This window comes from Arthrobacter sp. DNA4, from assembly GCF_024362385.1.
GTDB lineage: Bacteria > Actinomycetota > Actinomycetes > Actinomycetales > Micrococcaceae > Arthrobacter.
The window spans coordinates 3704313-3717702 of sequence record NZ_CP101466.1; the positions used below are offsets into that span (position 1 = coordinate 3704313).

10 protein-coding genes and 1 pseudogene are annotated in these 13390 nt (G+C 68.6%); 5 read left to right on the forward strand and 6 right to left on the reverse strand.

Going from position 1 to position 13390, the window contains the following annotated elements:
- The first annotated feature begins 16 nt into the window (after positions 1–16).
- From NMQ03_RS17165 to NMQ03_RS17175, 3 genes are all read left to right on the forward strand, one after another.
- The gene (locus NMQ03_RS17165; protein WP_255173191.1) at positions 17–970 is read left to right on the forward strand and encodes a 1,4-dihydroxy-2-naphthoyl-CoA synthase; all 954 of its coding nucleotides are present in this window, start codon (positions 17–19) and stop codon (positions 968–970) included.
- Between the two features lie 12 nt (positions 971–982).
- On the forward strand, positions 983–2206 hold the full coding sequence (locus tag NMQ03_RS17170; RefSeq protein WP_255173192.1) for an AMP-binding protein: 1224 nt from the start codon (positions 983–985) through the stop codon (positions 2204–2206).
- Positions 2207–2281: 75 nt separating this feature from the next.
- A complete protein-coding gene (locus NMQ03_RS17175) occupies positions 2282–3163 on the forward strand; it encodes a 1,4-dihydroxy-2-naphthoate polyprenyltransferase (RefSeq protein WP_255173193.1) in 882 nt (293 codons plus the stop codon).
- Here the strand turns inward: NMQ03_RS17175 and NMQ03_RS17180 are convergent.
- Positions 3160–3471 carry a DUF4229 domain-containing protein gene (locus NMQ03_RS17180; protein ID WP_224026972.1) on the reverse strand — a complete coding sequence of 104 codons (312 nt, stop codon included), beginning with the start codon at positions 3469–3471 and terminating at the stop codon, positions 3160–3162. The two genes, NMQ03_RS17175 and NMQ03_RS17180, sit on opposite strands and share 4 nt — an antisense overlap.
- Positions 3472–3532: 61 nt before the next feature.
- Between NMQ03_RS17180 and NMQ03_RS17185 the strand changes: the two genes are divergently transcribed.
- Both NMQ03_RS17185 and NMQ03_RS17190 read left to right on the forward strand, forming a co-directional pair.
- On the forward strand, positions 3533–3922 hold the full coding sequence (locus NMQ03_RS17185; protein ID WP_255173194.1) for a PLD nuclease N-terminal domain-containing protein: 390 nt from the start codon (positions 3533–3535) through the stop codon (positions 3920–3922).
- Positions 3923–3927: 5 nt separating this feature from the next.
- Complete coding sequence (locus NMQ03_RS17190; protein ID WP_255173195.1) at positions 3928–4512, forward strand: hypothetical protein; 585 nt, start codon at positions 3928–3930, stop codon at positions 4510–4512.
- Between the two features lie 14 nt (positions 4513–4526).
- Here the strand turns inward: NMQ03_RS17190 and NMQ03_RS17195 are convergent.
- The 5 genes and pseudogenes from NMQ03_RS17195 to NMQ03_RS17215 form a co-directional block, all read right to left on the reverse strand.
- A pseudogene (locus NMQ03_RS17195) lies at positions 4527–6018 on the reverse strand (dynamin family protein).
- Complete coding sequence (locus NMQ03_RS17200; protein ID WP_255175649.1) at positions 6015–7895, reverse strand: dynamin family protein; 1881 nt, start codon at positions 7893–7895, stop codon at positions 6015–6017. The pseudogene NMQ03_RS17195 and the gene NMQ03_RS17200 overlap by 4 nt, the downstream one beginning before the upstream one ends.
- A 117-nt stretch (positions 7896–8012) precedes the next feature.
- Positions 8013–9113 (reverse strand): IniB N-terminal domain-containing protein, encoded by a 1101-nt coding sequence (locus NMQ03_RS17205; RefSeq protein WP_255173196.1) that lies wholly within the window; start codon positions 9111–9113, stop codon positions 8013–8015.
- Between the two features lie 164 nt (positions 9114–9277).
- Positions 9278–11359 carry a LuxR C-terminal-related transcriptional regulator gene (locus NMQ03_RS17210; protein ID WP_255173197.1) on the reverse strand — a complete coding sequence of 694 codons (2082 nt, stop codon included), beginning with the start codon at positions 11357–11359 and terminating at the stop codon, positions 9278–9280.
- A gap of 507 nt (positions 11360–11866) precedes the next feature.
- Positions 11867–13375 carry an Hsp70 family protein gene (locus tag NMQ03_RS17215; protein WP_369693190.1) on the reverse strand — a complete coding sequence of 503 codons (1509 nt, stop codon included), beginning with the start codon at positions 13373–13375 and terminating at the stop codon, positions 11867–11869.
- Positions 13376–13390 lie beyond the last annotated feature (15 nt).

Below are 13390 nucleotides of genomic sequence, written 5' to 3' on the forward strand. Positions count from 1 at the left end.
TTACTAGACTTGGACGGTGAGCAACCAGATCCCCGCCCCGGTGTCCGACGTCTTCGATCCCACGCGCTGGCGGGTGGTCTCCGGCTTCGAGGACTTCCAGGACATGACCTACCACCGGCAGGTCGAGCGGGATTCCAGTGGCGTGTGGGTACGTGACCTGCCCACGGTCCGGATCGCGTTCAACCGCCCGGAGGTCCGCAACGCGTTCCGGCCCGGCACCGTGGACGAGCTCTACCGCGCCATGGACCACGCCCGGATGACGCCAGACGTCGCCACCGTCCTGCTGACCGGCAACGGTCCCTCCCCCAAGGACGGCGGCCACTCTTTCTGCTCCGGCGGCGACCAGCGGATCCGGGGCCGGGACGGTTACCGGTACGCCGACGGCGAGACCCAGGAAACCATCGACCCCGCCCGGGCCGGCAGGCTGCACATCCTGGAAGTCCAGCGCCTCATGCGCACCATGCCCAAGGTGGTCATCGCCGTCGTCAACGGCTGGGCGGCCGGCGGCGGACACTCGCTGCACGTGGTCTCAGACCTCACCATCGCGTCCCGGCAGCACGGAAAGTTCAAGCAGACGGACGCCACGGTGGGAAGCTTCGACGCCGGCTACGGCTCGGCGCTCCTGGCCCGGCAGGTGGGCCAAAAGACCGCCCGCGAGATTTTCTTCCTGGCCCGCGAATATTCCGCAGAAGACATGGTTCGCATGGGCGCGGTCAACGAGGCCGTGGACCACGAACGCCTGGAGGAGGTGGCGCTCGAGTACGCCGCCGACATCGCCCGGCAGTCCCCGCAGGCCATCCGCATGCTGAAGTTCGCGTTCAACCTGGCCGACGACGGCCTGGCCGGTCAGCAGGTGTTCGCCGGTGAAGCCACCCGGCTGGCCTACATGACGGATGAGGCTGTGGAGGGCAAGGAGGCCTTCCTGCAAAAACGCGACCCCGACTGGTCACGCTTCCCGCACTACTTCTAAGGCAGGACGGCAATGAACAGCGAAGCCTCACCCAGCACTGCCCACGGCGGCCCGCTCAACATCGAACCGGCCCTGAAGGCCCTCGCGGCCGCCCTCCACGGCGAGGGTCCCGCCGTCGAACTGTCCGTTGGACCGGACGGCGGACTGGTGGTGGGCCACGTGGAGACCCCCGGCTGCGACGACGCCGTGGCCGTGGTCCGCACCTCCGGTTCCACTGGCACGCCCAAGGCGACCCTGCTGACCGTGGAGTCCCTGGCGGCGTCCTCGATGGCCACCGCACTGCGGCTCAAGGGCGAGGGCCAGTGGCTGCTGGCGCTGCCCGTGCAGTTCGTGGCCGGCATCCAGGTGCTGGTGCGGTCCCTCTTTGCCGGCACCCGGCCGTGGGTCATGGACATGTCCGGCGGCTTCACCCCGGAGGCCTTCACGTCGGCCGCGCTGGAACTCACGGACAAGATCCGCTTCACTTCCCTGGTTCCCACGCAGCTCCAGCGGCTCCTGGACGATCCTTCGCCGGACACGCTCGCCGTGCTCCGCCGTTTCAACGCCATCCTGCTGGGCGGCGCCCCTGCGTCCCCGGCCCTGCTGGATGCCGCCCGCGACGCAGGAGTACGGGTGGTCACCACGTACGGTTCCGCGGAAACCTCCGGCGGCTGCGTGTACGACGGCTACCCCCTGGAGGGCGTCTCGGTCCGGGTGGGGGAGGACGGCCGGATCCTGCTGGGCGGGGACACCGTGGCTGCCGGGTACATCGAGGCCCCGGATGAGGAAACCCGAACATTCTTCGAGGAGGACGGGGTTCGCTGGTACCGCACCAGCGACCTCGGCACGATTGACGACGACGGCCGTCTCACCGTGCTGGGCCGGGCGGACGACGTCATCATCACCGGCGGCGTCAAGGTCTCGGCCGGTCACGTGCAGGAGCAGCTGGAAAAGTCCGACGCCGTCGCAGCGGCTTTCGTGGCCGGCGTCCCTTCCGCGGAATGGGGCCAGGCCGTGGCGGCCTACGTGGCGCTGGCACCTGAAGGTGCCGCCGGCAACAGTACGGCCGGTGAAGGCGGACCCGGGCAGGAAGCCGGTGACCCCGGCGTCGTGCTTCAACAGCACTGGCAACGGCAGCTGGGCGTGCTGGCACCCAAAACGGTCCTCACCGCACCTGCCCTGCGGATGCTGCCCAACGGAAAACCGGACCGGCTCGCCATGGCCGCCGAACTCAGCACCCGGCACGGGGGAAAGTAGAGTGGACCTGCACCACCGCGGCCGGTGCACACGTTCCATCCAGCCGTCTTACCGAAACAACACGAGGTACTAACCGTGGCAACAGCCGCCCAATGGATCCAAGGCGCCCGACTCCGGACGCTGCCGGCAGCGATCGCGCCGGTGCTGATCGGCACTGCCGCCGCCTACGAAATGGACTCGTTCCTCCTGCCCAATGCGATCCTCGCGGCGCTGGTGGCGCTCCTGCTCCAGGTGGGCGTGAACTTCGCCAACGACTACTCGGACGGCATCCGCGGGACGGACGATGACCGGGTGGGTCCGCTGCGGCTGGTGGGCTCCGGTGCCGCCAAGCCAGAACACGTCAAATGGGCGGCGTTCGGCGCCTTCGCCCTGGCCATGGTGTTCGGCCTGGTCCTGGTGGTCCTCACCCAGGCATGGTGGCTGATCCTGGTGGGCCTGGGCTGCGTCATGGCCGCGTGGGGTTATACCGGCGGCAAGAACCCCTACGGCTACATGGGCCTGGGCGACCTGTTCGTGTTCGTCTTCTTCGGCCTGGTGGCCACCCTGGGCACCACCTACACGCAGGCCGGACACATCAGCCTGTCCTCTGTCATCGGCGCCATCGGCACCGGGCTGATCGCCACCGCGCTGCTCATGGCCAACAACGTCCGGGATATTCCCACCGACATGCAGGCCGGCAAGAAAACCCTGGCCGTGCGGCTTGGTGACAAGCATGCGCGCGAAAGCTACGTCCTGATGCTTGCCGTGGCCATCCTGCTGGTGGTGATCCTGGCGCCGGGACGGCCGTGGATCCTGATCGTGCTGCTGCTCATTCCGGCCTGCCTGATGCCGGCCTGGCTGATGATCAACGGCCGCAAGCGCAAGAGCCTGATCCCGGTCCTGAAGCAGACCGGCCTGATCAACCTCGGCTACAGCGTGCTGTTCTCACTGGGGCTGGTCCTCAGCCACGGGTTCTAGCTCTTCTTGCCGCTGCCCTTGGCGTTGTTGATGGTGATGTCCGGGTTGGCGTCCAGCAGGGCGTCCTCGGCGTTGGCGTCCTGGACCTCACCGGCCGAACGCATCGGCTTGGCCTTCCCGGAGAAGCGGTGCTGCAGGGCTGCCGAAGCGGCGTCGCGTTGCTTCTGGAAGAACAGGTAGCTGATGGCAAACGCAATGAGTGCGGCGCAGATCACCGCCATCAGCGCCCCGACCTGCAGGAGCGCGAACAGGACAAACAGGGGCACGAAGATTGCCAGGCGGATCAGGGAATATTTCAAAAAGGCCACTATTCAAGTTTAGCCGCCCCGGCCAGCGGCCCCTGCGCGTCCTGACGATAGACTTAATGGCATGCTCTTCCGTGTGGCTTTGGCCGTCGCAGTCCTCGTCATCTTTGTGTATGGCCTGGTGGACGTGATCCGCACTGAAGGCCGCCTGACCCGGGGCATTTCGAAACCCGCGTGGATAATCGTGCAGATCGTCCTCCCCGTCCTCGGTGCCGTCCTGTGGCTGCTGATCGGCCGGTCGCGCGGCACTGCGCAGCCGCGGCCCAGCTACCCGCACCCCACCGCCCCGGATGACGACCCGGACTTCCTCCGCAACCTGGAGGCGCGCCGCCGCAGCCAGGCCGAGGCCGAGCGGCTCAAGAAGCTGCGTGACGAGCTGGAGTCCAAGGCCAAGGAGGACGGCGGGAAGCACCCGCGCGGCACGGACGAACACGATACCGACGGACTGAAATAAGGCCCATGGCGTCCCCGTTTGGAGGAGAAGAGCGGCGGTTGTCCGCTCCCCCACCGAGGCCCGGTCTGTCCTACTCAGCGCCACCGCCCATCCCAGTCACTCTCCCTGCGCCGCGGACCGTCCGCACTGCCCGCTCGCTGTGGCTGTTCAGCTTCGCCGCCGGGCTGGCAGTCCTGCTGGGCTCCTTCGTGGCCCGTGACTCCAATCTGCAGCGGCTTCGCGGGGTGGTGGCGGACATGGCCTCGGGAAGCGATGCGGGATCGGTGGGAACCGCAGCGAACATCGTGTTCTGGGGCAGCATCGGCGCCCTGCTCCTGGTCACCGTGCTGGAGGCCGCTGTGCTTTCCGCAGTAATGGGCCGCCGGACCTGGGGCCGCTGGGCCCTGGTGCTGCTGCTGGCCGGTCATCTGCCCATCATGGTCCTTGCGTCCGCGTTCTTGGTCCCCAGTGGCGCCGCGGGCAGTTACGTGGTGATGCTGTGGGGCGCCGAATTTCTCCTGGCCTTCGCCGGGCTGGTGCTCCTGTTCCTGCCGCCCGCGGGAGCATGGCTGAAGCGTCAGCGTCCGCGGATTGAGCCGCGCGCGTCCTGACCTTGCCGGCCGCACTATGCCGATAGCGGCTGCCGCGTCCTGCCCGTGCAATCGGCCAGCACGCCCTCGCAGCTGCGGATCACCACCCGGCAGGCTTCCACGGCTGACCGTGCAGTCAGCGGGCTTTCAGCGACCGCGCGCCAGCGGCCCAGCACCTGGCGGGCCTGGGCCGCCAGCACCTCGGGAGCCGAACCGGCCGCCACCCCCAGCCGCTGGGATGCCGTGGCGCCCTGGCCGCCGATGAGCCGTTCAGCTTCGGCCGCCAGTTCCGGGGTCAGTTCCACCCCCGTGGTCCGCAACGCCGCCAGCAGCCGGAGCTCACGGAAATCGTGCGCGCCGGCCTGCAGGCGCTCCAGGGATGCCGCCACCCGCTCCGTTCCCGGCCGGGGCCGGCTGGCCAGGAGGTCTTCCACCGCGGCCAGCGCGGTCCTGGCCTTCAGCGCCCCGGCCCTCGCCTGGAACTGCCGGTCCAGCAGCTCCAGCAGTGGGTCCAGGCCGCTGCGCCGGGCGAGTTCATGGGCCAGGGCTGTTGGCTCCCCGAATCCGTTGCGGACCAGGACCATGGCGAGCCGGATGCCGAAGAGCCCATAGCGCTCCAGCAGTGATGCCCGGGCCTCTTCCGTCAGTCCCTCCGGTTCGGCGGAGCGGCGGAACCTGTCGGCCGAAAGCAGCATCCGTTCGCGTGCGGCGCGGTCCAGGGTGGCAAGCAACTGGAGGGCCTCGAAGTCCGCCTGGCGCAGGGTGCGGGCGCTTTGGGCCAGGAGCCCTGCCACCGGGACAACGCCCAGCGCCAGCTTCCGAAGGTTGGGGTCCCGGCTGTACCGTTCCGCGATGGTGCCGCGGACAGCAGGGAATCGATGCGGTAGCTCCCACCTCGTCGGCCCGGGACAGCACGGCGATGGCGTTGACGGTGCCCGAGCGTCCCGCCCTGATGTCACGGAAGGACTCCAGGAACCGGATATCGGATTCGTGCAGGTGCCGCATCAGGTAGATCACGGCATCAGCCTCCGACGGCGTATCCTCCGGGGTCAGGAACCGGAGGGACCGTGCCGACACATCCTGGGAAAGGGAAGCGATGCCGGGGGTGTCGATCAGCGTCATGGCCTTCAGCGCCGGCGACGGCCATTCGACGTCGAGGCGCTCCACGTCCTCCGCCCGCACGCCGTCCAGGACGAAGACCAGGCGCCCGTCCACGCGCTTCAGCGGGAGGTTCCGGGGCACGCCGTCCGTGGGGTGCACGGTAATGCGGGGTGTGCGTCCGTGCCGGTACCACGTCACAATCCGGGTGCATTCGCCGGTGTCCGTGGGCGCGATCTCCTCGCCGATGATGGCGTTCAGGAGGGTGGATTTCCCTGCTTTCACCATGCCGGCAACGGCAATCCTCAGGGGCTCGGCCAACCGCTGCGCGTAGCCCTGCAGCGCCTGGACGGCATCCGGGTCATCCGCATAGGCCTCCAGCGCTTCGCGGATCAGTGCCGGGGCTCCGGCTGTGGTGGACGCCGTCATCCCACCCCTGCCGCGGTACGGGTCCCGGCCGCGGCAACCTCCGCTGCCACCGCTTCAGCCGCGCGGTGCAGCGCGTCCACCCGCTTGAGCTCGGCCCTGATGTCCCGGATGCGGCCTTCCTTCTCCTGGGCATACGAGTTGGCTGCCTTTTGGGCTGCTGCCACCGAGTCCGACAACGACCGGTGGTATTCATCGGCGATATCGGTGAAGTGGTCCCTGATGGTCCGCTGAACCAGGCGCAGCCTGTCCTTCAGCTGCTTGCCCACCTGGAAGGTGACATCGTCCAGCTGGCGCCTGACCAGCGCTTTCGCTTCGCCCTGGCGGCGCTTCAGCCGCGTTTCCTTGTCCTCCCGGTAGGCCTTGCGTCCCAGCAGCAGCCCTGCACCCACGGAGAGCGGATTGATCAGGGCCATCCCGAAAATCCCCGTCAGGAGTCCAAACATCAGGACGCCGCCATAGGATCCCCGCATGCCGATGAGGACTTTTTGGATCGGGTTCACGCGGCCGGGATCCAGCCCGGGCATCTGGTCTACCGGGTCCAGGGCGTCCCCGGAGTCGGACACGTGCAGGACGGGCAGTGACACCTCCTCTGCGGCGAAGTGCTCAGCCACCTGCGCGGCCAGCCATTGCGACCGCTCGCTGGTCCAGACAAAGGTGTCCGAGACCGCCGCGGCGACACACTCTTCGAGCCACGCGGAAAATTGCGTCCAGACAGGACCGGGATCGCCCTGGTCGATGGCGTTCTCGGCTTCCCGTTGGATCCGGCGCAGGCGGTCGCGGAGGTCGTATTCCATGTCGGCGATGAGATCGTTGATGCCGTCGCTGAGCGTCAACTGCCAGCGCGCGGACCTCTTTCGCAACTCGTCCGCCTCCGTTTTGGCCTGCTCCAGGGCTGCGAGCATCTGCGGCGTGCCGTCGGGGTTTTCCAACGCGTCCAGCTCGGACTGCAGGGACAGGCGCAGGTTTTCGGTGACGGAGAGGAGGTCCTGGCTGACGGAGCGACGCTGGATGCGCTGCGCCTTGCCCACGATGTCGTTTCGCAGGTGTGACACCAGGGCTGGGAAGCCGGATTCGGCGTTGAGCTCGGCGTCCTGGAGGCGTGAGGCCTCGAGGCGGAGGTCTGCGGACAACGGGAACAACGGGATGTCCGGCGCCACCTGGTCCAGGTGGTTCCTGTCCAGCTCTTCAACCCGGCGCCAGTCCGGGTACAGGTCCGTCTTGGAGAGGACGGCGGCAACGCTGGGGGTGATCCGCATGGCCTGGCGCAGGAACCGCAGTTCCGGTTCCGTGTATTCCTGGGAGGCATCCGAGACCAGCAGCATGGCGTCCGCGGTGGGAAGGGCGGTGAGGGTGGTCAGCGTGTGGGTGGAGCCCATGCCGCCCACCCCCGGGGAGTCGATGATGGTCAGTCCCCCGGTGAGGACGCGGCGGGGCAGGCAAACTTCCGCGGCCGCGAGCTTCCGGCTGTTTCCAGGGTTGCCCTGCTCGGAGACGAGTGCCGGCAGCTCTGACAGCTCGATGGGCCGGCGCTCGATGCTGCCGTCCCCGCCGTCGCCCGCAGAGTCGGCCGCCTGGTTGCCGGACTGGTTGTCCGCCGTGGGGACCAGGACGGCGGCCGAGGCCGGTTCGCCGTAGCGGACGATGGTGGGCAGCGAGGTGGCAATATCGTCATCCACCGGGCACACCGGGGCGTTCACCAGGGCGTTGATGAGCTTGCTCTTCCCCTGTTTGAACTCCCCCACCACAATGACCCTGATGCTGGGGTCCTGCAGCCGGACCATGGCCTGGCCCAGCCTCCTGCGCAGGTCCTCGCGGTCCCCGGCACCCACCAGCTGCAGGCCCTGCTCCACGAGCTTGGCCAGCTGTCCGGCCGTCATGGGCCCCGCCGGCCGTGCCGGTCCTGCATCTGCCACAGCCTGTCCCCCTGCCCCAGTGCCAAAAAGATCTGTTCCCGTGAGGCGGATCCGGGTGGTTCGCCTCACGGGAATAGCGTGTTACAGCACGGTGGAGTCGTCAACCACCGAATCGTCGATGGTGGTGTGGTTGTCGAGGTCAACATCCGTGTGCGTGGAGTTGTCCTCAGTGAAATCGAGCTGGTTGTCCGCCACCACCAGGTTGTCTTCAACGATGCTGGTGGCTGGGTTTTCCTGGAACGAGTCGTCCACGTGGACATCCACCGCGGCAGTGGTGGAGCTGTCCTGGTTGAAGGAATCCTCAACCAGGGTGGAGCTGTCCTGGTTGTAGGAGTCGTCAACCGCCACGGAGTTGTGGGTGGAGTTGTCGGACTTGTCGTTGAATGAGTCCCGGACATCCACGTCCACGTCGGTGCTGGTGGAATGGTCCGAGTAATCCGCGTGGTGGGAATTGTCGGAGTTGTCGTTAAAGGAATCGTCCACGTCCAGGCCGAGATCGGTGTTGAAGGAGTCGGAGATGTCCGTCTGCTCGTTGCCGATGCTGACGTCACTGCCGGCATGGATGGAGTTGTCCGTGGAGTTATCGGTCGAATGGTCGGTGTTGTAGGAGTCCCTGACGTTGTTGGAGTCCCGGACGGCGGCGTCGTGACCTGCGGCCACGGCCTGGTCGCCGGAGGCCACCACGGCATCGTTGTCGAACCACTGCTCCACGTCCCCGTGCGCCCAAATGTTTTGGTTGACGGACTGGTCGGTAATGGTGACGCGGTCATCCAGCATGGTGGTGTTGGTGGTGTAGGAGAAGTGGTTCACCACGTGGTGGAGCTGCTGGACCGCATGGGCGTGGTCGTCCTGGTCGTAGCCGGCGCCCCCCTGCCCGGCAACGGCCCCTCCGCCATGGAGGGCGGAGGGGCCTGCGCCGTGACCGGCCGGCGTCCCTGTCTGTCCGGCCCACACACTGTTGCCGCCGGTTGTGTGCTCCCGGGCGAAGGAGGTGGCGTTGACGGTGATGGGAGCGTAGTCGAGGACCACCGGCATGGCGGCGTCAACGTCAGCCGAGCACACGTTGGCCAGGCCGTGTTCCTGCAGTGCCCGCTCGGGGTCATCCAGGAACTCCTGGATTGCCTCCCGGTTGCCGAAGAGCTGCATCAGGAACTGAACAAGGTCGTTTGCGAGTGTTGGCATATGCGTGGTCCTCACATCTTCGTGGAGTTGTGGATCATCCGGTGTACGTATCCGGTTGCTCCAAACCTAAATTCGCCGCCGGGGACGGTGCATCGGGCGCTTTCCCCCTACCCCCGGACGCTGTTCCGGGGCACTGGCACCCCCGTGTCTAGGGGGATTAGGGGTTATTCCTGCTGCGGATTCAGCGGCTGGGAATGTTCCACGCCAAGGGCCAGGCGCAGACGGGCCAGCAGGTCGGAACGGTTTTCCGCTCCCAGCCGGCGCCGGATCCTGGCAATGTGGTGCTCGGCGGTCCTGGGCGAAATGTAGATTGCCTCGCCGATCTCCCGGTAGGTCTTGCCCTCAAGCACCAGCCTGGCCACTTCCTTTTCGCGCTCGCTCAAGCCGGAGGCGTCGGGCTGCCCCGCCTTGGCGTCGGTACCGGTTCCTGCCTGTACCTCCGCCGCCCCTGATGCTCCGGCGGCAGGACTGCCTTGGGGGTGTAGGTCCCGTGCACAGGAGAGCAGGCGCATCATGTCCCGGCGCTCGTCGGCCCGGGCGGCGGCGTGCCCGGCCAGCCGTGCACCCTCCCAGGGCATTCCCACCGCACCCAGGAGCCGGGCAGCACTCTCCACATCGGCGGTTCGGAACCGGCCGGCGAGCACCGAGACCCAGGCTTTGCCCGCCGTGGCGAGCACTGCGGCAAGCTGGCTGTGGGTGGAGGCCCGCGCCAGCGCCGTTGCGTGGGGAGCAAGATCGGCAGGGCTTTCATTCAGCAGCGCAGCCTGGACGGCCGACCAGTGCAGGGGAACGGACCACAGCGCAGGACCACCCAGGCGGCCCAGCAGCTTCCAGGCGTCCTCCAGGTATTGCGCCACCCGGCGCGTCTCGCGCAGCCGGGCCGCGGCGATCAGCAGTTCGCCCCACGGCAGCAGGTTGTAGAGGTCCACCGAGGTGTGGAGCATGGCTTCGCGTGCCCGTTCCCATGCCCGGAGCAGCTCCGGTACGTCGCCGTTCCGGCGTGCAAGCCCCACCTCCAGGGCAGCGCACATGAACTCGTCGCGCGGGACCAGAGGCCAATGGTTGGCTTTGGCCGCTTCCGTGGCTGCCAGGCGGGCGTCCTCGAGTTTGTCCTGCATCATCGCCGCCCAAGCCTGGAGCAGCAGGAGCCTTGGCTGGGCGGCATTGCCTCCCTGTCCGGCTGCGGCTGCCGCCTTGCAGACCGTCTCCGCCAGGTGCGGCTCACCGCTGTGCAGGGCCAGCAGGGCTGCCAGCGCGGCCGGTGTTTCCGGCAGCGGAAGGGCCGTGCCCGCGGAGTTCAGCATGTCCGAGGCATGGATCAGGATGGAGATGCCCTGTTGCGGCTTGTCCCCCAGGGAGGCCAGGATTCCCTGGCCGGTCTGAACCAGGGCGGCCGCAAGCAGCGTTGGGGAGGCCGCCGGAGCATCGGGCCGGAAGAAGGCCTCCGCGGCCGCCCGGTCACCGGCGCCGATCATGGCTACCGCGGCGAGGGGCGCGGAGGGGCCCACCCGTCCGGGACCAAGCCAGCTGTACACGTCGGCTCCCCGGGCCAGCATTCCCCGCTGCGCCCAGACGGAGGCGGCGACATCGGCTCCGCGGCGTACGTCCGGCGGGTCCGGGCTGACCAGGAGCGCGTCGATGATGCGGGCCGCGGCGTCCAGTTCCCCGTCACCGGCTGCGGCCTGGGCGCGCCTGGCTGCGGTGGCCAGCGGGTCGGCGCCGGTCAGGAGTGCTTCCTCGTAGAGTTGGGACGCCAGCCTGGGGTCGTTCTCCAGCACGGCGTTCGCAGCCTGCTCCAGTTCCGCGGCCACACGTGGATCGGCAAGGCCTCCCCTGGCCAGCTCGCGGGCGAGGTTCCCCAGCGGCTGTCCTGCGGAGGCGAAGACCGTCACGAGCTCACGCTGGAGCGCGTGCACCTTGGCCGTGGGGGTGGCGGTCAGCAGGGCGTGTTGGGCTGTGCCCACCACCGTTCCGTCCGGCCGCAGCAGGCCTGCGGCTTCGGCACGGTCCACCAGGGCATCAAGGTCCTCCACCGTTCCGCTGACGAACTTGTTCTGGAGGTCCGCCGGAAGCGGTCCCGGCAGGGCGAAGCCCACCGAAAGTGCCAGCAGCAGCTCCCGGACGGCAGCGTTTGCACCCTTCAACTGCTTGGCCATCAGCTCCGCGGCGTGGGGCGGATGGCCCTGGTGGTCGGGTGCGGTGAGCAGGGGTACGGGCCGTTCCGCCCGCTGGATGTGTCCGTCCATGTCAGGCCCCCGGAGAGGTGGTCGTGGCCGTTGCGACGGCGGTGTCCGTTGGAGTCACGGTGGACTCCTCCGGCGTGGGTGAAGGTGCAACGGTGGGGGTGGGGGTTAGGTCGGCCGTGGGGGACACGAGCGGGGCACCCGTGGGGGCCGGAGCCGCCATGGTGGTGGGCAGGATGGTGGGGGTCGCTCCCCCGGTGGTGGGGGAAGACGTCCCGGGGTCAGCGGGAGCGGTTCCGGAGCCAAGCGTCGGGTCAATCGTCGTGCCGGGCGACGACGTGCCCGGCGGCGTGGGTGTTGGCGGGGCAGTGGTCGTTGGCGGGGCAGTGGTCGTTGGTGGGGCGGTTGTTGGGGCCGGGGTGCCGGTGGGGGCAGGCCCGGTGGGGACCGGCTGCGTGGTGGCCGTTGGCGTTGCGGGGCCCAGGGTGGCTGAATCGGGAACGATGGCTGTCCCCGGCGTGTTGCCCCCCGTTACTGAGGGCGGATTCGCTGCAGGGGCTTCGCCGGCGGCTACAGGGGCACCCTCAGTGGGGCCGCCGGCCGGGGATTGGCTGCCGGTGGGTGAGGCGGACGAATCGAGTCCGGGCTGCTGGGCGTTTGGCTTCTTGGCGCTGGCCTCGACGCCCGCGAGGGGCTGGGGCGCCGCAACGGCTGCTGCTCCCCTCCACCTGGTGCTTCCGCCCCGCCGGCGCCTGCGGATCCGCCGCCGGTGCTCGCTCCGGCCTGCGGCACGAACATGGCTGTCAGGCTTCCGAAGCCGTCGGGACTCTGGGCGGCAGTGGCGGTGAGGACCGTCAGGAGGGCTGCGGCAGCGGCAACAGCCGTGACGCGGACCGTGGGTTTCGGGGCGTGTGCTCCCCTTTCCCCCCGCCGTGCAGTCTGGACGGTGCCGTGCCCCGCGCCGGCTCCAGCCGTCGTCGTATATTTGCGTGACCAGCTGGGCAGGCCTGGTCCGGAGGGTGCGGGTGGCACCGCGGAGGGCACGACGGCGGGCGGCGCCCCAGCGGCGGACGTTTCAATTCCTGCCGCTTCAGTTTCGAGCGCTGCCGTTTCTGCGTGGGCTGCAGCGTGGGCGAGGAGCGCGGCCACGGCCGCGCCGAGGCAAATGGAGGACTTGGGATCCGCGTCCACGGCAATGGGCCGGTCCAGCTCTTCCGACACCACCTGCGCTACCAGCGGGATCCGGGACGAGCCGCCGATCAGCAGCACCGCGGACAGGTCTGCCGGTTCCAGGTGGAGCTGGGCCAGGGAGCGCTCCAGCGCGTCCACCGTCTCCCGCACGGGCTCTTCGATCAGGGCCTCGAACTCGGAGCGGACCAGGCGGATTTGCTGCTGGACACCGGGCAGGAGCACGGGAATGCTCGCCTCACTGTCCGAGGACAGGGCTTCCTTGGCCTCCACGCATTCGCGCCGGAGGCGGGCCAGCGCCCCGATGGCCGCGGGGTCGGTGGGGTCGAGGTCTGCCAGGGCGGTGCCGCTGTGCCCGGCAACATAGCTGAACACAGCTGCGTCGAAGTCGGCCCCGCCCAGGTCTTCGATGCCCTCCGGACGGCCCAGCAGTTCGAAGCGGCTGCTGCCGGACTTCCGCAGGACCGCGGTATCAAAGGTGCCGCCGCCGAGGTCGTACACCGCGATGGTGCTGCCCTCCTCCACCCGTACCTGCGATGCGTAGTGCAGTGCCGCGGCTTCGGGTTCGGGAAGGAGGGTGACGTTTTCCAGGCCGTGGGAGGCGAGGGCGGCGCGGATGACGGATAAGCGGTGGATGCCCCACGCAGCGGGGTGGGTGAGGTAGACGGCCGACGGCGGGCCCCCCTCGCGTTCAGCAGCGCGGTCTGCCACCCAACGGGCCATGGTGGCGAAGACGTCCTCCGGCTGCAGCGCCAGGGTGCCCAGGATGATGGGAACGTCGTCGCCGATGCGGCGTTTGAATTCCCGCACCACGCGTTCCGGCGAGTCCAGACCGCGGCGTTCCGCGACCTCGCCCACCAGGACAGTGCCTTCCTCCGGGAAGTACACCACGGAGGGAACCGATGC

Coding starts and splice junctions, on each gene's coding strand:
- NMQ03_RS17210 (WP_255173197.1), bottom strand. CDS start 11,359: ATGGACGGACACATCCAGCGGGCGGAACGGCCCGTACCCCTGCTCACC.
- NMQ03_RS17205 (WP_255173196.1), bottom strand. CDS start 9,113: ATGCCAACACTCGCAAACGACCTTGTTCAGTTCCTGATGCAGCTCTTC.
- NMQ03_RS17185 (WP_255173194.1), top strand. CDS start 3,533: ATGCTCTTCCGTGTGGCTTTGGCCGTCGCAGTCCTCGTCATCTTTGTG.
- NMQ03_RS17200 (WP_255175649.1), bottom strand. CDS start 7,895: ATGACGGCCGGACAGCTGGCCAAGCTCGTGGAGCAGGGCCTGCAGCTG.
- NMQ03_RS17170 (WP_255173192.1), top strand. CDS start 983: ATGAACAGCGAAGCCTCACCCAGCACTGCCCACGGCGGCCCGCTCAAC.
- NMQ03_RS17190 (WP_255173195.1), top strand. CDS start 3,928: ATGGCGTCCCCGTTTGGAGGAGAAGAGCGGCGGTTGTCCGCTCCCCCA.